Origin of the sequence: Kitasatospora sp. NPDC093679, from assembly GCF_040683455.1 — a bacterium.
Lineage (GTDB): Bacteria > Actinomycetota > Actinomycetes > Streptomycetales > Streptomycetaceae > Kitasatospora > Kitasatospora arboriphila.
In genome coordinates this window covers 23,574-45,995 of sequence record NZ_JBFBDW010000020.1, presented here as the reverse complement: position 1 = coordinate 45,995, position 22,422 = coordinate 23,574, and the positions used below count along the sequence as shown (strand labels likewise).

Annotated in this window: 16 protein-coding genes and 1 pseudogene; 16 read left to right on the top strand and 1 reads right to left on the bottom strand. The window is 73.9% G+C overall.

Going from position 1 to position 22,422, the window contains the following annotated elements:
* Nucleotides 1-179 precede the first annotated feature (179 nt).
* Nucleotides 180-839 carry a trimeric intracellular cation channel family protein gene (locus AB0O09_RS18550; RefSeq protein ID WP_344622903.1) on the top strand — a complete coding sequence of 220 codons (660 nt, stop codon included), beginning with the start codon at nt 180-182 and terminating at the stop codon, nt 837-839.
* On the opposite strand, the gene AB0O09_RS18545 is transcribed toward AB0O09_RS18550, so the two are convergent.
* Nucleotides 775-1,605, bottom strand: coding sequence for an IclR family transcriptional regulator (locus AB0O09_RS18545; RefSeq protein WP_363542717.1), 831 nt, complete (start codon nt 1,603-1,605; stop codon nt 775-777). The genes AB0O09_RS18550 and AB0O09_RS18545 overlap by 65 nt on opposite strands.
* Before the next feature lie 134 nt (nt 1,606-1,739).
* Between AB0O09_RS18545 and AB0O09_RS18540 the strand changes: the two genes are divergently transcribed.
* The 15 genes and pseudogenes from AB0O09_RS18540 (at nt 1,740) to AB0O09_RS18470 (ending at nt 21,996) form a co-directional block, all read left to right on the top strand.
* Nucleotides 1,740-2,921 (top strand): cysteine desulfurase family protein, encoded by a 1,182-nt coding sequence (locus AB0O09_RS18540; protein ID WP_363542716.1) that lies wholly within the window; start codon nt 1,740-1,742, stop codon nt 2,919-2,921.
* 111 nt (nt 2,922-3,032) lie between these two features.
* The gene (gene mnmA / locus AB0O09_RS18535; RefSeq protein ID WP_363542715.1) at nt 3,033-4,160 is read left to right on the top strand and encodes a tRNA 2-thiouridine(34) synthase MnmA; all 1,128 of its coding nucleotides are present in this window, start codon (nt 3,033-3,035) and stop codon (nt 4,158-4,160) included.
* Nucleotides 4,161-4,290: 130 nt separating this feature from the next.
* Nucleotides 4,291-4,818, top strand: a complete 528-nt coding sequence (locus tag AB0O09_RS18530; protein ID WP_363542714.1) for a TIGR00730 family Rossman fold protein — start codon at nt 4,291-4,293, stop codon at nt 4,816-4,818.
* Between the two features lie 15 nt (nt 4,819-4,833).
* Complete coding sequence (locus AB0O09_RS18525; protein WP_363542713.1) at nt 4,834-5,523, top strand: SDR family oxidoreductase; 690 nt, start codon at nt 4,834-4,836, stop codon at nt 5,521-5,523.
* Between the two features lie 196 nt (nt 5,524-5,719).
* Nucleotides 5,720-7,981: a right-handed parallel beta-helix repeat-containing protein gene (locus tag AB0O09_RS18520; protein ID WP_363542712.1), complete on the top strand. Its 2,262-nt coding sequence runs from the start codon at nt 5,720-5,722 to the stop codon at nt 7,979-7,981.
* 125 nt (nt 7,982-8,106) lie between these two features.
* Entirely contained in the window at nt 8,107-9,111 is a 1,005-nt protein-coding gene (locus tag AB0O09_RS18515; RefSeq protein ID WP_363542711.1) for a methionine synthase, read from the top strand.
* Nucleotides 9,112-9,129: 18 nt separating this feature from the next.
* A complete protein-coding gene (gene ligA, locus AB0O09_RS18510) occupies nt 9,130-11,430 on the top strand; it encodes an NAD-dependent DNA ligase LigA (RefSeq protein WP_363542710.1) in 2,301 nt (766 codons plus the stop codon).
* A 358-nt stretch (nt 11,431-11,788) separates the two neighbouring features.
* Nucleotides 11,789-13,447: pseudogene (locus tag AB0O09_RS18505) on the top strand (bifunctional diguanylate cyclase/phosphodiesterase); the annotation flags it as partial.
* Nucleotides 13,448-13,644: 197 nt separating this feature from the next.
* On the top strand, nt 13,645-14,493 hold the full coding sequence (locus AB0O09_RS18500; protein WP_363542709.1) for a hypothetical protein: 849 nt from the start codon (nt 13,645-13,647) through the stop codon (nt 14,491-14,493).
* A 372-nt stretch (nt 14,494-14,865) separates the two neighbouring features.
* A complete protein-coding gene (gatC, locus tag AB0O09_RS18495; protein ID WP_030272430.1) occupies nt 14,866-15,162 on the top strand; it encodes an Asp-tRNA(Asn)/Glu-tRNA(Gln) amidotransferase subunit GatC in 297 nt (98 codons plus the stop codon).
* A 3-nt stretch (nt 15,163-15,165) separates the two neighbouring features.
* Nucleotides 15,166-16,659 (top strand): Asp-tRNA(Asn)/Glu-tRNA(Gln) amidotransferase subunit GatA, encoded by a 1,494-nt coding sequence (gene gatA, locus AB0O09_RS18490; protein WP_363542708.1) that lies wholly within the window; start codon nt 15,166-15,168, stop codon nt 16,657-16,659.
* Nucleotides 16,656-16,895: a hypothetical protein gene (locus AB0O09_RS18485; RefSeq protein WP_363542707.1), complete on the top strand. Its 240-nt coding sequence runs from the start codon at nt 16,656-16,658 to the stop codon at nt 16,893-16,895. Before gatA ends, AB0O09_RS18485 begins: the two co-directional genes overlap by 4 nt.
* Before the next feature lie 31 nt (nt 16,896-16,926).
* Complete coding sequence (gatB, locus tag AB0O09_RS18480) at nt 16,927-18,429, top strand: Asp-tRNA(Asn)/Glu-tRNA(Gln) amidotransferase subunit GatB (RefSeq protein ID WP_363542706.1); 1,503 nt, start codon at nt 16,927-16,929, stop codon at nt 18,427-18,429.
* A 226-nt stretch (nt 18,430-18,655) separates the two neighbouring features.
* A complete protein-coding gene (locus AB0O09_RS18475) occupies nt 18,656-18,847 on the top strand; it encodes a hypothetical protein (RefSeq protein WP_363542705.1) in 192 nt (63 codons plus the stop codon).
* Nucleotides 18,848-18,966: 119 nt separating this feature from the next.
* Nucleotides 18,967-21,996 carry an AAA family ATPase gene (locus tag AB0O09_RS18470; protein WP_363542704.1) on the top strand — a complete coding sequence of 1,010 codons (3,030 nt, stop codon included), beginning with the start codon at nt 18,967-18,969 and terminating at the stop codon, nt 21,994-21,996.
* Nucleotides 21,997-22,422: the final 426 nt, after the last annotated feature.

Here is a 22,422-nt window from a genome sequence, read left to right as displayed (position 1 = left end):
CGGCCGGGCGGCTCCGCAGTCGCACCGGTCGACGGCGCCGTACGGCACCCGCGCCCCCCGTCCTTCGGTCCTGCAACGGAGTCCGCCGCAACGGTGCCGCCCGGGGCGGTCCCCCGACCGGGCGTGGCTCGCAGCCGGGTGGTGCAAGATCGGACAATCCGACCAGGGAGGATGGGGCGGTGAGCTCGCAAATCTTCTCCCCGGGGCTGCAGCAGGCCCTGGACCTGGTCGGCATCTTCGTCTTCGCCCTGTCCGGCGGCCTGCTGGCCGTCCGCAAGAACATGGACATCTTCGGCATCTGCGTCCTCGCCGAGGCGACCGCCCTCGGCGGGGGCGTCATGCGCGACCTGGTCATCGGGGCCACGCCGGTGGCGGCCTTCTCCGACCTCGGCTACTTCTCCACCCCGCTCGCCGCCGGGCTCGTCGTCTTCTTCCTGCACCCGCAGGTCGAACGGATCAACACCGCCGTGCAGACCCTGGACGCCGCCGGACTCGGCCTGTTCTGCGTCGCCGGCACCATCAAGGCCCACGACTACGGCCTCGGCTTCGTCCCGTCCGTCGCCCTGGGCATGCTCACCGCGGCTGGCGGCGGCGTCGTCCGTGACCTGCTCGCCCTCGAACCGCCCGCCCTGCTGCGCTGGGACCGCGAGATCTACGCCGTGCCCGCCCTGGTCGGCTCCACCGTCGTCGCGGCGCTTATCGCCGGCAACCGGCTCACCCCGCTGAACGCCGGTGCGGCCGCGCTCAGCGCCTTCGCCATCCGGATGCTCGCGCTCAGGTACGGCTGGCGCGCACCGCGTGCCTGGCACCGCAACGATTCTCGCACCAGCGAGGAGTAGGCGAACCGCCGTACGCCAGGGAGATCGCCTCCGCCGTGCAGAGCAGCTCCGGCAGCAGCCGGCTCAGCTCGGCGTCCGGTGCGAGGCGGGGCGGGGCGGAGATGGTGCACACCGCGATGGACCGGCCCTCGGCGCCCACGATCGGCGCCGCCAGGCAGTCGACCGAGTCCCGGTATCCGCCCTGTCCCGCCGCCCAGCCCTGCCGGCGCACCGCCGCCAGTTCCGCCCGCAGCCCGTCGGCCCGCAGTCCGCCGGCCGGGGGACCGGCCTTCCCGGGCCCGTCGTCCAGGCCGTCCAGAAGGGCCGTCAGCTGCTCCTCCGGCAGATCGGCCAGCAGCACCTTGCCGGCCGCGCTCGCCGCCGCCGGGACACGGGTGCCGATCCGGCCGGCCGCCTCCGGGGCGCCGCTCGGCTCCGCCGGGTACCGGCCCTCGACCCGGTCCAGGTACAGCACCGAGCCGTCCTCCAGCACCGCCAGCTGCACCGTGTGCCCGTACCGTTCGCACAGCGAGGCCAGGTACGGCGCGGCGACCTGCCGGATGTCGATGCACTCCAGGGCCTGCTGCGCCAGCCCGAACAGCCGCCCGCCCAGCCGGTAGCGGTGGTCCGGCTGGCGGTGCACGAAGCCGTGCTCCTGCAGGGTCCGCAGTAGCCGCAGCGCCGTCGACTTGTGCACGCCGATCCGGGCGGCCGCCTGTTCGAGCGAGGCGGGACCCTCTCCGAGCGAGGCGAGGATCGTCAGGGCCCGGTCCACCGTCTGCGACATCCGTCCACCCCTCAACGCACGGCAGTGAGGCAGGAGGCTAACGGCGCGTTGCACGGGCTGCAATGGCCAAATCGTGACCCCGGCGGACCTCCCGCCCGGCGCACCCGGTGACGGCCCCTACACTGGGAGCCGCCATGCCATACCTCGACCACGCGGCCACCACGCCGATGCTGCCCGAGGCGGTCGCCGCCATGACCGCCCACCTCGGCGTCGTCGGCAACGCCTCCTCGCTGCACGCGGCCGGCCGCCGCGCCCGCCGGGTCGTCGAGGAGTCCCGGGAGTCGCTCGCCGAGTCCCTCGGCGCCCGACCCAGCGAGATCGTCCTCACCGCCGGCGGCACCGAGTCGGACAACCTCGCCGTCAAGGGCCTCTACTGGGCCCGCCGCGACGCCGACCCGGCCCGCCGCCGCATCCTGTGCAGCCCCGTCGAGCACCACGCCGTCCTCGACGCCGTCCACTGGCTCTCCGAGCACGAGGGCGCCCAGGTCGACTACCTGCCCGTCGACGCGTACGGACGGGTCCACCCCGACGCGCTGCGCGAGGCCGTGCTCCGCAATCCCGCCGACGTCGCCCTGATCACCGTCATGTGGGCCAACAACGAGGTCGGCACCCTCCAGCCCGTCGTCGAACTCGCCGCCGTCGCCCGCGAGTTCGACATCCCCATGCACGCGGACGCGGTCCAGGCGCTCGGCCAGGTCCCGGTCTCCTTCGCCGACTCCGGACTCACCGCACTCACCGTCACCGGCCACAAGATCGGCGGCCCGTACGGCATCGGCGCCCTGCTGCTCGCCCGCAACGCCACCCCCGTCCCGCTGCTGCACGGCGGCGGCCAGGAACGCGACGTCCGCTCCGGCACCCTCGACGTGCCCGCCGCCGCGGGCTTCGCCGCCGCGGCCGCACTCGCCGTCGAACGGCGCAGCGACTTCGCCACCACGGTCGGCACCCTCCGCGACGGACTCGTCGCCGCCGTCACCGCCGCCGTCCCCGACGCCGTCCTCAACGGCGACCCCGACCCGGCCGGACGGCTCCCCGCCAACGCCCACTTCTCCTTCCCCGGCTGCGAGGGCGACGCCCTGCTCATGCTGCTCGACGCCCAGGGCGTCGAGTGCTCGACCGGCTCCGCCTGCTCGGCGGGCGTGCCGCAGCCCAGCCACGTGCTGCTCGCCATGGGGGCGGACCCGCTGCTCGCCCGCGCCAGCCTCCGCTTCTCCCTCGGCCACACCTCCGCCCCCGGGGACGTCGAGGCCCTCACCGCCGCCATCACCCCGGCCGTCGAACGCGCCCGCAACGCGGGCCTCGCCACCGCCCGCCGCTGACGCGCTCCGCCGGGAAGCAACGCAGGGGCAGCACGTCGGGAGGTGCCCCCACGCGCCCCTGATGTGCCGACCGGATTTCGGTCGGGTGGAGCACGTAGGCTTGGGGGCATCATGAGTGACTTCGCCGGTGCCCCGACCACCCCCCGCCTCCGTGTGCTCGCCGCGATGTCCGGCGGTGTGGACTCCGCCGTCGCCGCGGCCCGTGCGGCCGAGGCCGGCCACGACGTGACCGGCGTGCATCTGGCGCTGTCGTCGAACCCGCAGTCGTTCCGGACGGGCGCCCGCGGCTGCTGCACCATCGAGGACTCCCGCGACGCCCGCCGGGCCGCCGACGTGATCGGCATCCCGTTCTACGTCTGGGACCTCGCCGAGCGCTTCCGCGAGGACGTCATCGACGACTTCGTCGCCGAGTACGCCGCGGGCCGCACCCCCAACCCCTGCCTGCGCTGCAACGAGAAGATCAAGTTCGCGGCGCTGCTCGACAAGGCGATCGCCCTCGGCTTCGACGCGGTGTGCACCGGCCACTACGCCCGGATCGTCGACCTCCCCGGTGGTGGCCGCGAGCTGCACCGCGCGGTGGACGGCGCGAAGGACCAGTCGTACGTCCTCGGCGTGCTGGACGCCGACCAGCTGGCGCACTCGCTGTTCCCGCTCGGCGACACCACCAAGGACGAGATCCGGCTGGAGGCCGAGCGCCGCGGTCTGGCCGTGGCGAAGAAGCCGGACAGCCACGACATCTGCTTCATCGCCGACGGTGACACCCAGGGCTTCCTGGCCCGGCACCTCGGCACCGCCACCGGCGACATCGTGGACGCCGACGGCACCAAGCTGGGCGAGCACGAGGGCGCGTACGGCTTCACCATCGGCCAGCGCAAGGGCCTGCGGATCGGGCGTCCGGCCGCGGACGGCAAGCCCCGCTACGTGCTGGACATCTCGCCGGTGACCAACACCGTCACCGTCGGCCCGGCCGAGGGGCTGGATGTGCTGGGGCTGACCGCGGTCAAGCCGCGCTGGTGCGGCGAGCCCGCCGCGGGGGAGGGCCGGTACACGGCGCAGCTGCGCGCGCACGGCGAGGAGGTGCCCGTCACCGCCGAGCTGGACGGCGAGGTGCTGCGCGTCCGGCTGGACACCCCGGCCCGGGGCATCGCCCCCGGCCAGGCGGTGGTGCTGTACGACGGCACCCGGGTGGTGGGCTCGGCGACGATCGCCACCACCGAGCGCCGCACCGTCGCCGTCTGAGCACCGTCGCCGTCCGAGCACCGTCGCCGTCCGGGCGGCGTCGCCGTACGGCGCCGACCGGCCGCGCCGCCGACCGCGCACCGAAATCGTTCGTCGGGCGGGATGCCGCCCGTGGTAGATCTGGGGTCCTGTGAACATCACCGTCTTCTGCTCCGCGTACTCGCTCGACGAGCGCTACACCGCACCGGCCGCCGAGTTCGCCCGGCTGCTCGGCGAGCGCGGCCACACCCTGGTCTGGGGCGGTTCGCACGCCGGCCTGATGGGCCTGCTGGCCGACGGCGTGAAGGAGGCCGGCGGCCGGCTCGTCGGCATCTCCGTGGAGCTGCTCGCGCACAAGGCCTACGAGGGCGCCGACGAGCTGGTCACCGCGCCCGACCTGGCCGACCGCAAGGCCCGGCTGTTGGAGCGCGCGGACGCCGTGGTCGTCCTGGTCGGCGGCCTCGGCACCCTGGACGAGGTCACCGAGGTGCTGGAGCTCAAGAAGCACGCCCTGCACGACAAGCCGGTGGTGTTCCTGGACACCGAGGGCTTCTACGCGGGCCTGCGCATGCAGCTGGAGCGGATGGAGACCGAGGGCTTCCTGCCGCGTCCGCTGGCCGAGCTCGTCGTGTTCGCCACCACCCCGGCCGAGGCCTTCGCGGCCCTCGACCGCCTCTGACGACAGGACCACCCCATGGGAACCCACCTGATCACCGGCGCCGGCTCCGGCATCGGCGCGGTCGTCGCCGAGAGACTGCTCGCCCGCGGCGAGGACGTCCTGCTGCTGGCCCGGGACGCCCGGCGCGCCGCCGAGCTGCGCGAGCGCTTCACCGGTGCCGCCACCCTGGTCGGCGACCTCGGCGACCCGGCGAAGCTGTCCTGGGCGTTCGGCCACCAGAGCCTGCCGGTCGAGCTGGACTCGCTGCTGCACATCGCCGGCGTGGTCGAACTCGGCCGGGTCGGCGACCTCCCGGTGAAGGCCTGGCAGGAGCAGCTGAACGTCAACGCGGTCGCACCCGCGGAGATCACCCGGCTGCTGCTGCCCTCGCTGCGGCTGGCCCGCGGCCACGTGGTCTTCGTCAACTCCGGTGCTGGGCTGCGCGCCGACGCCGACTGGTCCGCCTACGCGGCCAGCAAGTTCGCCGTCCGGGCGCTCGCCGATGCGCTGCGTGCCGAGGAGCACGGCAACGGCGTCCGGGTCACCACCGTGTACCCGGGCCGCACGGCCACCCCGATGCAGGAGAAGGTCCACCGCCAGGAAGGCCGCGCGTACGACCCGGCGCAGTGGATCGCCCCCGAGTCCGTGGCCACCGCGATCCTCACCGCGCTCGACCTCCCGCGCGACGCCGAACTCACCGAGATCACCGTCCGCCCCGGCAACTGACGAACAGCCTGACGGGCCCCCGGCAGGGCGATCCATGCCGGGGCCCGTCCGTCTGCGAAATTCCTCCTGGCATGCGGGTCGCCGCTGTGGCATGATCCGTTCGCTCTCCATCCACATGTGTGTGCGAATGTCGAGAGCTCCGCTGACAGCGGCTCACTTCTTCTTGCCCAGGGGGGCAACCATCTACAGGAATCGAATGGCGGCTGCCGTCGGGGCCGCCGTGCTCGGCGCGGTCGGCCTGCCCGCCGTCGCGTCCGGCGGTGCGGCGGCCGAGGGCGCCACGCTCTACGTGAACAACGCTCCGGGTTCGTACTGTTCGGACTCCGGGAACGGTACGCAGGCCGTCCCGTTCTGTCAGGTCTCGGCCGCGGCCGCCGTCGTGGAGCCCGGCCAGACGGTCGAGATCGCGCGCGGCGACTACAACGGCAACGTCGTCCTCACCCGCTCGGGCACGGCCGAGGCGCCGATCACCTTCCACAGCGCAGCGGGCGCCGCCAGGCTCAAGGCGCCGGGCAGCCCCGGTCACGGGCTGGTCGTGCAGGGTGCCCGGCACCTCAGGATCGAGGGCCTGTCGGTCGAGGCGAACCAGCAGCAGGCCGTGCTGGTGGACGGTGCCTCCGACGTCACCTTCATGGGCGTCCCGACCTGGATGGGCGGTGTGAGGATCACCAACGGCTCCAGCAACGTGGTCTACGGCCGCAGCAGTTTCGCCTTCAAATCGGGGCCCACCGTCCTGGTGGACGGCGGTTCCACCGGTACGGTCGTGACCACCAACAGGATCTTCGCGAGCAACCTGGAAGACATGACCGGCGTGCTGGTGAACGACGCGCCGAACACGGTCGTGGTGGCGAACACCGTCATCGCGCGTTGTTCGCCGGGCATCGTGCTGAACGGTGCCTCCGGTGGTGCGACCGTCGAGAACAACGTGGTCGACACGTCGACCTCGTACCAGGCGTGCGCGTCGCATGCACGCGACACCGGAATCACCGTCGCGCAGACGGCCACCGCCGGCACCAAGGTCGACTACAACGTGGTCTCTCCGCTCAGCGGCGGTGCCGCCTACAACTGGGCCGGCACGGCCTACACGGACCGGCAGGCGTTCACCGATGCGAGCAGTCAGGGTATCCACGACTTCGTGGCCGACCCGAGCTCCTCGTGGCGGTCGGACCCGAAGGGCGCGCCGTCCCCGATCATCGACTCGGCGGACGAGAACGCGCCCGGCATGCTGACCACCGACGGCCCGGGCCGCCCGATCCTCGACGACCCGGTGATCTCGAACACCGGCACCGGCAGCAGCTACCGGGACCGGGGTTGGATGGAGTTCGCGGACTTCGGCAGCGTCTTCACCCCCGCCGGTCCGACCCGGCTGCTGGACACCCGGGAGAAGGTGGGCGTGCCGACCACCACCGCGGTGGCCCCCGGTGCCACGGTCGACCTCCAGGTGGCGGGTGTCGCCGGGATCCCGGCGAGTGGGGTGACGGCGGTGACGATGAACGTGACCGTCACCGACACCGCCAAGCCGGGCTTCCTGACCGTGTACCCGCACGGCGACGAGATGCCGAACGCCTCGAACATCAACTGGGTGGCGGGTCAGACGATCCCGAACCTGGTGACCGTCCCGGTCAAGGACGGCAAGGTGTCCTTCCGCAACTCCTCCGGCGGCACCGCGCACATCGTGGCCGACCTCGCCGGCTACTACGGCACCAAGGGCAGCGTCTTCACCGCCGCCGGCCCGACCCGGCTGCTGGACACCCGGTCGAAGATCGGCGTGCCGACCACCACCGCGGTCGCCGCCGGCGGCGACGTGGCACTCCAGGTGGCCGGCGTGGCCGGGGTGCCGGCGAGCGGGGTGACCGCGGTGACCATGAACGTGACCGTCACCGACACCGCCAAGCCGGGCTTCCTGACGGTCTACCCGCACGGTGATGCCGTTCCCAACGCCTCGAACCTGAACTGGACGGCGGGCCGGACGATCCCGAACCTGGTGACCGTCCCGGTCAAGGACGGCAAGGTCTCCTTCCACAACTCCTCCGGCGGCACCGTGCACATCGTGGCCGACCTCGCCGGCTACTACGGAGCCAAGGGCCTCGACACCTACCGGCCGCTCGGCCCGTGGCGGGCGATGGACACCCGCCAGAACTGGGGCGGCGGCGAAGGACCGGCCCGCCCCGCGGGCGCCGTCGCGGCCAAGGGCACCCTCGACCTGGCGGTCAACGTCCCCAACGCGACGGCCGTGACCCTGAACGTCACGGTGACCGAGCCCGGCGGCCCCGGCTTCCTGACGGTCTACCCGAACGGCGCCGCCCGGCCGAACGCCTCCAACCTCAACTGGGTGGCGGGCCAGACCATCGCCAACCAGGTCGTGGTCCCGGTGAAGAACGGCAAGGTGTCGTTCTACAACGCCAGCGGCTACCCCGTGCACGTCGTGGTGGACGTCTTCGGCTACCAGGCTCCCTGACCCGCCTGGCCGACCAACCTGCCCCACCCACCTGACCGACCCGGCGGCCCCGGCACCGAGCACCCGCTCGGCGCCGGGGCCGCCGTCGTGGGCGGGACCGCGCGGGCGCACTAGGCTCGTGCGGCGTGAGCACCGAATTCCCTGAGCTGTACGGCGCCGCCACCGGCGTCGGGTCGATGCCCGGTACGGACGCCCGGGAGGCGGCCCGGACGGCGGTCGGCGCGCTGGAGCACCTTCCCCACCTGCCGGAGCTGCCGGCCCGCGGCCCCGGCGCCGACATGATCGGCCGCGGGGCCGGTCTGCTGGTCGAACTGTTCGCCCAGGTGGAGCCGAGCGGCTGGCGGTTCGCCGACCGGCCCGGCCGCGACACCCGGCGCGCCCACTCCTGGCTCGGCGAGGACCTCGACGCCCTGGAGGAGTTCACCCAGGGCCACGAGGGCCCGCTCAAACTGCAGGCCGTAGGCCCGTGGACGCTCGCCGCCTCGGTGGAGCTCAAGCACGGCGAGAAGGCCCTCGCCGACCCCGGCGCCTGCCGGGACGTCGCCGAGTCGCTCACCGAGGGCCTGCGCCGCCACCTCGCCGACGTCCGCCGCCGGGTGCCGGGCGCGCAGCCCGTCCTGCAGCTGGACGAGCCCTCGCTGCCCGCCGTGCTGGCCGGCGCCGTGAAGACCGCCAGCGGCTTCCAGCGGTTGCGTGCCGTCGACCGGCAGGTCGCCGAGGAGGCGCTGCGCTCGGTGATCCGCGCCCTGGACGTCCCCGTGGTGGTGCACAGCTGCGCCCCCGGCGTGCCGATCCCGCTGCTGCGCCGGGCCGGGGTGGCCGGAGTGTCGCTGGACTTCTCGTTGCTGACGGAGCGTGAGGACGACGACCTCGGCGAGGCCGTCGAGGCGGGCACGGTGATCCTCGCCGGTGTCGTGCCCTCCACCGACACGGCTGTGTCGGACCCGGCCGGTAGTGTCCAGGGTGTCAGGACGCTGTGGAAGAGGCTCGGGTTCGGCCCCGAGCTGCTGGCCCGCCGCGTGGTGGTGACACCGACCTGCGGGCTGGCGGGGGCGTCCCCCGCGTACGCGCGCCGGGCGCTGACGTACAGCGCCAGGGCCGCGCAGAGCCTGGCGGACAACCCGGAGTGAGACGGTAGGAGGCGCACGGTGGCGGCGGTCGAGGGCTGGGAGGACGTTCCCGCGGAGGTCCGCAGGCGGCACGTCGAGCTGGCGGCCGAGGTGGAGGACCACCGCGTCCGCTACTACGAGCAGGACGCGCCGGTCGTCAGCGACGCCGAGTTCGACCTGTTGATGCGGGAGTTGCAGGCGATCGAGGCCGAGCACCCGGTGCTCTGCACGCCCGAGTCGCCCACCCAGAAGGTGGGCGGCGCCGTCGCCGAGGGCTTCGCCTCGGTGGAGCACCGGGAGCGCCTGCTCAGCCTCGACAACGCGATGGACGACGAGGAGCTCGCCGCCTGGGCCGAGCGCGTCGCCCGCGAGCTCGACGGCCTCGACTACCACTACCTGTGCGAGCTCAAGGTGGACGGCCTCGCCGTCAACCTCACCTACGAGCGCGGCGAGCTGGTGCTGGCCGCGACCCGCGGCGACGGCCGGGTCGGCGAGGACATCACCGCCAACGTGCGCACCATCAAGGAGATCCCGCACCGGCTGCAGGGCGACAACGTCCCCGAGCTGGTCGAGATCCGCGGCGAGGTGTACTTCCCGACGGAGGCCTTCGAGGCGCTGAACGCCTCCTTCGCCGCCGAGAACGAGCGCCGCCGTCTGGAGAACGAGGAACGGGCCAAGGAGGGCAGACGGCCGCGGGCGATGGTCCGGCTGTTCATGAACCCGCGCAACGCCGCGGCCGGCTCGCTGCGCATGAAGGACCCGCTGGTCACCGCCTCCCGCCCGCTGCACATGGTGGTGCACGGCATCGGCACCCGGGTCGGCTTCGACATCGACTGCCAGTCGCACGCCTACGACCTGCTGCGCGAGTGGGGCCTGCCGACCGCCCGCCACAACCAGGTGGTCGGCACCCTCGACGAGGTGCGGGCCTTCATCAAGCAGTACGGCGAGCAGCGGCACTCCGTCGAGCATGAGATCGACGGCGTGGTGGTCAAGGTCGACGAGATCCCGCTGCAGGGCCGGCTCGGCGCGACCTCCAAGTCCCCGCGCTGGGCGATCGCCTGGAAGTACCCGCCGGAGGAGGTCACCGCCAAGCTCACCAGCATCAAGATCGGCATCGGCCGCACCGGCCGGGCCACCCCGTACGCGGTCATGGCCGAGCCGGTGAAGGTGGCCGGCTCGATGGTCCAGTACGCGACCCTGCACAACCAGCAGGTCGTCAAGGCCAAGGGCGTCCTGCTGGGCGACACCGTGGTGCTGCGCAAGGCCGGCGACGTGATCCCGGAGATCCTCGGCCCGGTCGAGGACCTGCGGGACGGCACCGAGCGGGAGTTCGTGATGCCGACGCACTGCCACGAGTGCGGCACCGAGCTGCGCCCGATGTCCGAGGGCGACATCGACCTGCGCTGCCCCAACGCCCGGTACTGCCCGGCCCAGGTGCGCGAGCGCCTGGCGTACCTCGGCGGCCGCGAGTCGCTGGACGTCGAGGGCCTCGGCTACGTCGCCGCCACCGCGCTGACCCAGCCGCTGGAGCCCGCGGAGCCGCCTGTCAAGAACGAGGGGGACATCTTCGGCCTCACCGAGGAGCAGCTGCTGCCGATCAAGGTGCTGGTGCGCGACCCCAAGACCGGCATGCCCAAGCCGGACGACCGCACCGGCGAGGAGAAGGTGGTGACCTTCTTCGCCACCACCAAGGGCGAGCCGAAGAAGTCGCTGAGCGTGCTGCTCGACAACCTCGCCGCGGCCAAGGATCGCCCGCTGTGGCGGTACCTGAACGGCCTGTCGATCCGGCACGTCGGCCCGGTCGCCGCGCAGGCGCTGGCCCGCGAGTTCCGCGACCTGGACCGGATCTTCGCCGCCACCGAGGAGGAGCTGGCCGCCGCCGAGGGCGTCGGCCCGATCATCGCCCGGGCGGTCAAGGAGTGGTACGCCGAGGAGTGGCACCGGGAGATCGTGGAGAAGTGGCGGGCCGCCGGCGTGCGGTTCACCGAGGCCGGCGCCGAGGACGAGGGCGAGCGGCCGCTGGAGGGCCTGACCGTGGTCGTCACCGGCACCCTGGCCGGCCACACCCGGGACGGCGCCAAGGAGGCGCTGACCTCGCGCGGGGCCAAGGTGACCGGCTCGGTCTCCAAGAAGACGCATTTCGTGGTGGTCGGCGACAACCCCGGCTCCAAGTACGACAAGGCCGTGCAGCTGGGCGTGCCCGTCCTGGACGACGCCGGGTTCGCGGTGCTGCTGGAGCAGGGCGCCGACGCGGCCCGGGCCCACCTGGGCCTGGACACCGGGGAGCAGCCCGCGGAGGGCCCGGTCGAGCAGTCCGCGGAGCGGTCTGCCGAGGGCTGACCGGCCCGATCCTGTTATCGTCCTGACACCGCGTCACGGGGTGTACCGGCCGGAAACCGGGCATTGTGTCACTGTCCGGCATCGGTCTGCCGGTGGCGCGCCCGGGGTTGTCCGAAAGTCCGCCCTGTCGGCGGACTCCGGCTTACCCTTGGCGCAACAGAGTGTCAGCAGGGGTGAATGGCGGCGGCTCCGGCCGCCGCTCGTGGGGCACCCCCGTACCTGACGTCCACCGGCACCGCACGGTGCCTCACCGTAAGGCGGCCTGACGGGGCGGGCCCGACGGAGGACAGGGCATATGGATCGTACGACCGGCGGCGCGCCCACACGCCCGCCGCAGGGGATGGCAGGGGCGGTCCTGCTGCTCGGCGTGCTGTTGGCCGGGGCCGCGCCGCTCATCCCGCTGGCCGTGCTGGTCTACCGGTACGAACCGGAGCTGCTGCCGCTGTTCGCCGTCCCGCTGGCGGTGCTGGTCGCCGCCTGGCGGATCGCCCGCGACCGGGCCCGGGACCAGCTCACCGACCCGCTGACCGACCTGCCGAACCGTCAGGCCCTGCTCCTCGCCGCCCAGGACGCCATCGCCCGGCACGACGACGAGGAGGACTACAGCGTCGGCATCGTGCTGCTCGACCTGGACAGGTTCCGGTCGCTCAACGACGCCCTCGGCCACACCGCCGGCGACCGGCTGCTGGTGCACATCGCCCGCAGGCTGCACCGGGCGCTGCGGACCGGCCATTCCCGGCCGTCCGCCGACCCGGCCCGCACCACCCCCGACGAGGTGGCCGCGGCCCTGCCCTCCCCGCTGCACCGCGGCGGCCGGCCGGTGGTCGCCCGGATGGGCGGCGACGAGTTCGCCGTCCTGCTGCCGGGCGTCGGCCGCCCGGAGACCCTGGAGCGGATCGCCAAGGCGCTGATCGCCGAACTGGCCGCCCCGATCCGGCTGGACGGCCTGCTGCTCGTCCTGGAGGCCAGCGCAGGCGTCTGCGTCTACCCGGCGCACGCCCGGGACGCCGAATCGCTTCTGCGGCGGGCCGACGTCGCCATGGGCCACGCCCAGCGCGGCCGCAGCGGCGTCGAGGTCTACCACGAGGCCCAGGACACCGACACCCCGTACCGGATCGGCCTGCTCGGCGACCTGCGGCGCGCCCTGGAGACCGGCGAGGTGCAGCTGCACTACCAGCCGAAGGTCGCCTTCGACGGCCGGGTGGTCGGCCTGGAGGCGCTGCTGCGCTGGGAGCGGCCCGGCCAGGGCCGCGTCCCCCCGGACGAGTTCATCGGCCTCGCCGAGTCCAGCGGCCTGATGCCGCGGCTCACCGACTACGTGCTGGAGGCGGCGGTCGGCCAGCTCGCCGCCTGGCGCGACCAGGGGCTGCAGGTGCCCGTCGCGGTCAACGTCTCACCGCGGGACGTCCTCAACCCCGGTTTCGCCACCCGGGTCGCCGGCCACCTCACCCGGCACCGGGTGCCCGCCCACGCCCTCCAGCTGGAGATCACCGAGCGCCTGCTGCTCGACGACTCCCGGCGCGCCGCCGACACCCTGGCCGAGCTGCGCCGCTACGGCGTCGGCATGTCCCTGGACGACTTCGGCACCGGCCACTCCTCGATGGCCCGGCTGCGCAGCCTGCCGGTCGGCGAGCTGAAGATCGACCGCTCCTTCGTCTCCCGGATGGTCGCCGACGACCACGACGCCGCGGTGGTGCGCTGCTCGGTCGAGCTCGCCCACTCGCTCGGGCTGACCGTGGTCGCCGAGGGCGTCGAGGACGACGAGACCTGGGAGCGGCTGCACGGCATGGGCGTCGACGCCGTGCAGGGCTGGCTGGTCTCCGCCGCGCTGCCCGCCGACCAGGCGACCGCCTGGCTGATGGTCCGGCAGACCGGTACCGCCCGGGTCGAGCGGCTCGCCCCGCAACAGCCGCTGGCCCCGCCCGTCCCGCAGCCGCGCTCGCTGCCGACCGTCCAGGCGCAGGCGGAGCTGCCGGCGCCGAGCGCCCCGCTGCCCGCCCCGACGACCCAGCAGTAGCGGCCGCCCGCGCGCCGCGGGCGGCCCGGGGGTGTGCGCAGGACGTCCGGGGGCAGACGCGTGCCCGGCCCGGAACGGCCGCCGGGCGCAGCGGCGCCGTGCCGCGGTCCCTTCGCACGCAGCCCTTGTTGCGGATGCGGTGGTTCCGGTTGAGTGTGACCCTCTGAGCACACACCGGACCGTCGAAGGAGACAGCCGTGAGCGAGCAGCGGACGGCGCGGACGCCCGCCGTCCTGGCCGGCCTCGTCCTGCTGGCCAGTGCCGCCGGTTGCGCCGGTACCGGTGCGGGCGGGGGGCCGGGCGCGGCCCCGGGCAGCTCGGGCAGCGGCACCGCGGCGCGCTCCTCGGCTGCGGCCTCGCCCGCCTCCGCCCAGCCGGAGAACGGCGTCGCCGCCCTCGCGGGGGCCGAGATCGTGCAGCGCTCGGTGGCCGCGCTCAAGGAGGCCGGCTCGGTCCGGATCACCGGCCGCGGCAGCAGCCAGGGGCAGACCGTCACCTTCGACCTGTCCGCCGACACCGCCGGCAACTGCGCGGGCACCATGGGCCTCAGCGGTCAGGGCACCTTCCGCCTGGTCAAGCTCGGCACCCAGCTGTGGGTCAAGCCCGACGAGGTGTTCTGGCGCACCCACGGCGGCGCCGCCACCGAGGACCTGGTCGGCGACAAGTACCTGAAGACCACCACCGACAACACCGACTTCTCCGAGATCGGCACCGTCTGCGACCTCGACGCCCTCGGCAGCGCCCTGGTCGAGCAGACCCCCGGGGGACTCGCCGTGGGAAAGCCCGTCACCGTCGACGGCACCCCGGCCGTCCCCGTCACCGGCACCGCCGACGGGGCGACCAGCACCCTCACGGTGGCCACCCGCGGCCGCCCGTACCCGCTGCGGATGGAGCGCACCGGCGGCGAGGAGACCGGCCGGGTCGAGCTCAAGGAGTTCGGCACGCCGGTGCCGACCGAGACCCCCGCCCCCTCCGACACCGTCGACCTCGACCGGCTGAACGGCGACGGCGACGCACCCACCGACCCCTCCACGATGTCGCTCTGAGCACTCGCCCGCTCGCCTCCGGGCCCTCCTGACCCGGCGCCGACACCCTCCCCCAGCCTGACGGCCGGGAGGTGCCCCCCACGTTCCGTCGCTCCTCCGTCGCTCCTTTCTTCGTCGCTCTCGCCACCGGCGGGCCCTTCGGCTCGGGGCGGGAGACTCGCCCGCTCGCCGCCGGGCCCTCCTGACCCGGCGCCGACGTCGCCCCCTCCCCCGTCGCTCCCGCCACCGGCGGGCGGTCGGGGACGCCTCCCGGTGGTGCGCCCGGACCCGTGCGGCGCCGGGGGAGGCGGCGCGCGCCATAGGATGTGTCCTTAGACCAAGAGGACGGGCAAGCACCCGGTCTCACCCGAACCCGAACCTGAGGATCGCTGCATGCCTGGCATCACGCGCGAGGAGGTCGCCCACCTCGCTCGGCTGTCGCGTCTCGAATTGCAGGCCGAAGAGCTGGACCACTTCGCCGAGCAGCTCGACGTGATCATCGGCGCGGTCGCCCGCGTTTCCGAGGTCGCCGGACAGGACGTCCCGCCGACCTCCCACCCGCTGCCGCTGACGAACGTCATGCGCGCGGACGAGGTGCGGCCGTCGCTCACCCCGGAGCAGGCGCTGTCCGGCGCCCCGGCCGGCGAGGAGCAGCGTTTCCGTGTGCCCCAGATCCTCGGGGAGGACTGACCGATGACCGAGCTGATCAAGTACACGGCCGCGCAGACCGCCGCCGCCGTCTCCGCCGGCGAGGTCTCGGCCGTCGAGGTCGCGCAGGCCCACCTGGACCGGATCGAGGCCGTCGACAAGAAGGTCAACGCCTTCCTGCACGTCGACACCGAGGGCGCGCTGAAGGCCGCCCGCGCGGTGGACGACCGGCGCGCCCGCGGCGAGGAGCTCGGCCCGCTGGCCGGCGTCCCGCTCGCGCTCAAGGACGTCTTCACCACCAAGGGCGTCCCGACCACCTGCGGCTCGAAGATCCTCGAAGGCTGGATCCCGCCGTACGACGCCACGCTGACGACCCGTCTGAAGGACGCCGGCGTGGTCATCCTCGGCAAGACCAACATGGACGAGTTCGCGATGGGCTCCTCCACCGAGAACTCGGCCTACGGCCCGACCGGCAACCCGTGGGACCTCTCCCGGATCCCCGGCGGCTCCGGCGGCGGCTCCGCGGCCGCGCTGGCCGCCTACGAGGCGCCGCTGGCCATCGGCACCGACACCGGCGGTTCGATCCGCCAGCCCGGCGCCGTCACCGGCACCGTCGGCGTCAAGCCGACCTACGGCTCGGTGTCCCGCTTCGGCCTGGTCGCCTTCTCCTCCTCGCTCGACCAGGGCGGCCCGTGCGCCCGCACCGTGCTGGACGCGGCGCTGCTGCACGAGGCCATCGCCGGCCACGACCCGCTGGACTCCACCTCCATCGACGCGCCCGTCCCGGCCGTGGTCGAGGCGGCGCGGATGCGCGACGTCCGCGGCATGCGGATCGGCGTCGTCAAGGAGTTCGCCGGCGAGGGCTACCAGGCCGGCGTGATGCAGCGCTTCGAGGAGTCGGTCGAGCTGCTCCGCGAGCTCGGTGCCGAGGTCGTCGAGGTGTCCTGCCCGTCGTTCACCCTGGCGCTGCCCGCGTACTACCTGATCGCGCCGAGCGAGGCCTCCTCCAACCTGGCCCGCTTCGACGCCATGCGCTACGGCCTGCGGGTCGGCGACGACGGCAGCCGCAGCGCCGAGGAGGTCACCGCCCTCACCCGCGAGGCCGGCTTCGGCCCCGAGGTCAAGCGCCGCATCATGCTCGGCACCTACGCCCTCTCCTCGGGCTACTACGACGCCTACTACGGCTCGGCGCAGAAGGTCCGCACGCTGATCTCGCGGGACTTCGACGCCGCCTTCGCCGGGGTCGACGTGCTGGTCTCCCCGACCACCCCGACCACCGCCTTCCCGATCGGCGAGCGCGCCGACGACCCGATGGCGATGTACCTGGCGGACCTGTGCACCATCCCGTCGAACCTGGCGGGCAACGCGGCCATGTCGCTGCCCTGCGGCCTGGCCCCGGAGGACAATCTCCCGGTCGGCCTGCAGATCATCGCCCCCGCGATGGCGGACGACCGCCTGTACCGCGTGGGCGGCGCCGTCGAGGCCGCACTCAACGAGAAGTGGGGACACCCCCTGCTGGAGGAGGCACCGGCACTGTGAGCAGGATCGAGAAGGCCAAGGGCTTCAAGCACAGCAAGCCCGGCCTGTGGCTGTCCATCGGCACCAGCGCGTTCGGGGCGGTCACCATCGCCAAGGACGTCAAGAAGGCCCGGACCGAGAACGACACGCTCAAGCTGATCAACGCCCTGGTCGGCGCCGCCGCCCTGATTACCGGCACCGCGCTCCTCGTCCGCGAGCTCCGCCAGCTCGGCGACGACGACGTGCTGCTCGGCTGACGGACCTCGAAGAAGAAGTGAAGGAAACGCTGTGAGCGTCATCAGTCTGGTCTCGTACGAGGACGCGCTGGCCTCGTACGACCCGGTGATGGGCCTTGAGGTCCACGTCGAGCTGGGTACCAGGACCAAGATGTTCTGCGGGTGCTCGACCGAGCTCGGTGCCGAGCCGAACACCCAGACCTGCCCCACCTGCCTCGGTCTGCCCGGCTCGCTGCCGGTCGTCAACCGGATCGGCGTGGAGTCGGCGATCCGCATCGGCCTCGCCCTCAACTGCGAGATCGCCGAGTGGTGCCGGTTCGCCCGGAAGAACTACTTCTACCCGGACATGCCGAAGAACTTCCAGACCTCCCAGTACGACGAGCCGATCGCCTTCAACGGCTACCTCGACGTGCAGCTGGAGGACGGCGAGGTCTTCCGCGTGGAGATCGAGCGCGCCCACATGGAGGAGGACACCGGCAAGTCGACCCACGTCGGCGGTGCCACCGGCCGCATCCACGGCGCCGAGTACTCGCTGCTCGACTACAACCGGGCCGGCATCCCGCTGATCGAGATCGTCACCAAGCCGATCGTCGGCGCCGGCGAGCGCGCCCCCGAGGTCGCCAAGGCGTACGTCACCGAGCTGCGCGAGCTCATCCGCACCCTCGGCGTCTCCGAGGCCCGGATGGACAAGGGCCAGATGCGCTGCGACGTCAACCTGTCGCTGCGTCCGATCGGCCGGGAGAAGTTCGGCACCCGCAGCGAGACCAAGAACGTCAACTCGCTGCGCAGCGTCGAGCGGGCCGCCCGGTTCGAGATCCAGCGGCACGCCACCGTCCTGCAGGACGGCGGCACCATCGTCCAGGAGACCCGCCACTTCCACGAGGAGAACGGCAGCACCACCTCGGGCCGGATCAAGGAGGAGGCGGAGGACTACCGCTACTTCCCCGAGCCCGACCTGGTGCCGATCGCGCCCTCCCGGGAGTGGGTCGAGGAGCTGCGGGCCGCGCTGCCCGAGCTGCCGCGGGTCCGCCGGGCCCGGCTGCAGGCCGAGTGGGGCCTGTCCGACAAGGACATGCAGGCGGTGCTGAACGCCGGCGCCGTCGAGCCGATCCTGGAGACCGTGGCCGCCGGCGCCCCCGCCGACCAGGCCCGCAAGTGGTGGCTGGGCGAGCTCGCCCGGCGCGCCAACGAGACCGGCACCGAGCTCACCGACCAGCCGATCACCCCGGCCCAGGTGGCCCGGGTCTGCGCGCTCGTCGCCGAGGGCAAGCTCAACGACAAGCTGGCCCGCCAGGTCATCGAGGGCGTGCTGGCCGGCGAGGGCGAGCCGGACGAGGTCGTCGCCAAGCGCGGCCTCGCCGTGGTCTCCGACGACTCCGCGCTCGGCGCCGCCGTCGACCAGGCGATCGCCGACAACCCGGACGTCGCCGCGAAGATCCGCGACGGCAAGGTGCAGGCCGTCGGCGCCCTGGTCGGCGCCGTCATGAAGGCCACCCGCGGCCAGGCCGACGCCGCCCGCGTCAAGGACCTCGTCCTGGAGCGCCTCGGCGCCTGAGGACCTGCCCGGCCCGCTCTGAGGTACCCCTAGGTACCCCGGAGCGGCCCCAGGCCCGTGCCCGCCCCGACTAAGGGGCCGGCACGGGCCTGCTCCGTTCCCGGGGCCCGGCGTCTGAGCCCGGCGGCCCCGGAAGATCCGGCAGCCTCCCGATGTGCCCCGCCCCCCTCGGAGAGGAGTCTCGGTACCAGGACGACAGGACCGGGACAGGACGAGGTGAACCGCCGTGATGGAGTACGAGCTCTTCCTGCAGCGCCAGCGGGAACTCGAGCACCGGGCCGGGATCGAGCGGCTGGCACGCGAGGCCGCACGGGCCGGCGGACCGCGGGCCGGCAGAATGCGCCGGTTCGCCCGGAGCCTGCGGCACGCCGCCCCCGTGGCCGCGCCGCTGCGCACCGCCGGACCGGCCGGATGCTGATGTCGGGCGGTCAGGGGGACCGCGCGGGGGAGGACGCCCACGGCGCCCTCCCCGTCGGCCGTCCACTCCCTGGGACCGCATCTCAGTTCGTGTCCGAATCCTGTGCCATGCTCGCCAGCATGGAGCAGATTTCGGTCAGCCCTGTTTTCGTCGGCCGCGGCCGTGAGACCGAGCTCCTCGCCACCGCGCTGGCCCGGGCCGCAGCGGGCGAGCCCCAGGCCGTCCTCGTCGGCGGCGAGGCCGGCATCGGCAAGACCCGCCTGGTGGAGGAGTTCCTGGACGGCGTCGGCGCACCGTCCGCCGTCGCCGCGGTCGGCGGCTGCCTGGAGGTCGGTGCCGAGGGCCTGCCCTACGGCCCGCTGGCCACCGCGCTGCGCCGGCTGCACCGCGAACTCGGCCCCGCCTTCGAACAGGCCGCGGCCGGCATGGAGGGCCACCTCGCCCGGCTGCTGCCGGAGTTCGGCGAGGCGGACGCCGGCTCCAACGACGAGTTCGGCCGCGCCCGGCTCTTCGACCGCACCGCCCGGCTGATCGAGCGGCTCGCCGAGGACCGTACGCTCGTCCTGGTCGTCGAGGACCTGCACTGGTCCGACCGCTCCACCCGCGACCTGCTCGCCTACCTGATCCGCACCCTGCACCGAGCCCGGGTGCTGGTCCTCGCCACCTACCGCAGCGACGACCTGCACCGCCGCCACCCGCTCCGCCCCTACCTGGCCGAGCTGGAGCGGCTGCGCACCGTCCAGCGGCTGGAACTGGAGCGCTTCGGACCGGCCGAGACCGCCGCCCAGCTGGCCGGCATCCTCGGCGTCGCCACGCCCGACCGGGTCCTGGTGGACCGCATCCACCGCCGCGCCGAGGGCAACCCGTTCTTCGTCGAACAGCTCGCCTCCGCCGCCCGCGAGGGCTGCACCGCCGGCATCCCCGACAGCCTCCGCGACATCCTGCTCGTCCGGGTGGAGACCCTGCCCGACCACACCCAGCAGATCCTGCGGATCGCCGCCGAGGGCGGCACCCGGGTCGAGCACGACCTGCTGGCCGCCGTCCTCGACGACCCCGAGGAGGTGCTGATCGAGGCGCTGCGCACCGCCGTCGGCGCCGGCGTGCTGCGCCCCGACACCGACGGCGACGGCTACTGCTTCCGGCACGCCCTCGTCCGCGAGGCCGTCTCCGACGACCTGCTGCCCGGCGAACGGCACCGCACCAACCGCCGCTTCGCCGCCGTCCTGGAGGCCGACCCCGGGCTCGTCCGCGGCGAGGCCTGCGCGGCCAGGCTGGCCAACTACTGGTACCACGCGCACGAGGCGGACCGGGCGCTGCCCACCGCCCTGGATGCCGCCCTGCAGGCCCGCCGCCGCAACGCCTTCGCCGAGCAGCTGCGCATGCTGGAACGCGTCCTGGAGCTGTGGGACGAGGTGCCGGACGGCGTCCGCAGCACCCCCGTCCGCCCCTACGACCGGGCCGAGACCTACCCCTCCTGCGGCTGCACCGGCGAGGCGCACGAGCCCGGCTGCGCCGGGCTGCACCTGGTCGACGTGCTGGCGGAGGCCGTCGTCGCGGCCCGCCGCAGCGGCGACTGGGACCGCGCGATCGCCCTGGTGCGGCGCGCCCTGGACCTGCTCGACGAGGACACCGACCCGGCCCGCGCGGCGTGGTTCCGGGTGCAGCTCGCCAAGACCTGCGGGCACTTGGAGCGCCCCGACGGCGGCGAGATCCAGTACGCCTACCGGCTGGTGTCCGGACTCGGCCCGTCCGCCGTCCAGGCCGAGGTGCTGGCGATGGAGGCCGCCCAGGGCATGCTGGGCCACCCCGACCGTTCCCACATGGCCGTCGCCGAACAGGCCGCCAAGATCGCCCGCGAGGTCGGCGCCGACGCCGTCGAACAGCACGCCCGGATCACCCTGGCCGGCCTCTACGGCGAGTTCGGCGAGCCGGAACGCGCCATCGCCCTGCTCACCGACGCCATCGGCCGGGCCCGCGAACTCGGCGCCGCCGACGTGCTCTGCCGCGGCCTCAACAACCTGTCCTGCCTGATGCAGGGCCTCGGCCGCTCCGCGGAGGCCCTGGACCGCTCCCGCGAGGGCCTCCAGGTCGCCGGTCGCACCGGCCTGCTCGGCACCGCCGGCGGCTGCCTCACCGGCAACCTGGTGGAGGCGCTCACCGCCCTCGGCCGCTGCGCCGAGGCCGCCGCGACCCTCGACGCCTGGGAGTACGGGCCGCCGCTCGACCCGTACCACGAGTTCCTCGACCGGCTCCGCGGCGAGCTCAGCTTCCTGGCGGGCGACCTGGACTCCGCCGCGGAGCTCAACCGGCGGGCCCGTGCGGCGGACCTCGCCCGCCAGCCGCAGAACGTCCTGCCCTCCGCGATGCTCGCGGTGCGGATCCACGCCCGGCAGGGCAGGCCGCTCGCCGCCCGGTCGGAACTGCTCGCCGCGCTCGACATCGAGCTCACCGCCGGCCACGAGGCGCTGATGCTGCCGCTGCTCGTGCACGGCGCCGGCGCGGAGGCCGATTCGCACGGCCTGCCGGCCGCCGACCTCGGCCGCCCGGTGGTGCTGCGGCGGATCGCCGAGGCCGCCGCCCGGCTCGAACCGCAGGTCCCGCTGCACCGGGCCTGGGTACGCCTGCTGGACGGCGAACTCGCCCGCGCCGAGGGCCGCGACGCCCGCCGGCACTGGGCCGAGGCGATCGGGCTGCTGCGCCCGGTGGGCCTGCCCGGCCCGCTGGCGCTGGCCCTGCTGCGGGCCGCCGAGAGCGCGGCCGCGGCGGGCCGCCGGGACGAGGCGCGCGCCCTGCTGGAGGAGGCCGCCGACACCGCCCGGGCGAGCGGCGACCGGTACCTGGAGTCGGAGGTCGCCCACCTGGCCGGGCGTGCCCGCCTGACCGCCGAGCGGGCCGAGGCCCGTGGCGGCGCGCGGACCGCCGCCGACGACGGACCGGAACTCGGCCTCACCCGGCGCGAGCGGGACGTGCTGCGGCTGCTCACCCTCGGCCGCACCAACCGGCAGATCGCCGAGGAGCTGTACATCTCGCCGAAGACGGCCAGCGTGCACGTCTCCAACATCCTCGCCAAGCTCGGCGTGAGCGGCCGCGGCGAGGCGGCGGCGGTCGCCCACCGGCTGCGGCTCTTCGAGGCGGAGACGGCCGTGTAGGTCCGGGAGGAGAGGCCCGGAGACCGTCGGCGCGGCCTGACGGGGGATCGGCCGAACGGGGGGCGCGAGGGGCGCGTGTGAGCGCGCGCCCCTCGACCGTGCGCCGCCGACACCCACCGGAAGGACTGGACCAGCGCCGCCGCCGGGCGTCCGCTCATTACTCTAAGTTGAATGCACGTGCCGTTGAGTGACGGCAGTGGTGTAGTGTCCCGAGTGGGAACACCGGTACGGCAGAGCGGAACGGGCCCCCCGCGACATGATGTTGACGTGGCGTCAGATCGCGCGGCCGCGCCGCCGCACAGCCGTGGTCCGGGCACGGACGAGCCCCGGGCCGGAGGGGGAGATGTCGAGTGAACTCCACCGATGCGGTGCTGCCCGCCGAGGTCCCGGCCCCCGCACCGGCCTCCGGGGCGGCCGCCGGATCGA

What these genes read in the sequence shown, in the direction of transcription:
- AB0O09_RS18545 (WP_363542717.1), bottom strand. Translation starts at nt 1,605, where the DNA reads ATGTCGCAGACGGTGGACCGGGCCCTGACGATCCTCGCCTCGCTCGGA.
- AB0O09_RS18540 (WP_363542716.1), top strand. Translation starts at nt 1,740, where the DNA reads ATGCCATACCTCGACCACGCGGCCACCACGCCGATGCTGCCCGAGGCG.
- mnmA (WP_363542715.1), top strand. Translation starts at nt 3,033, where the DNA reads ATGAGTGACTTCGCCGGTGCCCCGACCACCCCCCGCCTCCGTGTGCTC.
- AB0O09_RS18525 (WP_363542713.1), top strand. Translation starts at nt 4,834, where the DNA reads ATGGGAACCCACCTGATCACCGGCGCCGGCTCCGGCATCGGCGCGGTC.
- AB0O09_RS18520 (WP_363542712.1), top strand. Translation starts at nt 5,720, where the DNA reads ATGGCGGCTGCCGTCGGGGCCGCCGTGCTCGGCGCGGTCGGCCTGCCC.
- gatC (WP_030272430.1), top strand. Translation starts at nt 14,866, where the DNA reads ATGCCTGGCATCACGCGCGAGGAGGTCGCCCACCTCGCTCGGCTGTCG.
- gatA (WP_363542708.1), top strand. Translation starts at nt 15,166, where the DNA reads ATGACCGAGCTGATCAAGTACACGGCCGCGCAGACCGCCGCCGCCGTC.
- AB0O09_RS18470 (WP_363542704.1), top strand. Translation starts at nt 18,967, where the DNA reads ATGGAGCAGATTTCGGTCAGCCCTGTTTTCGTCGGCCGCGGCCGTGAG.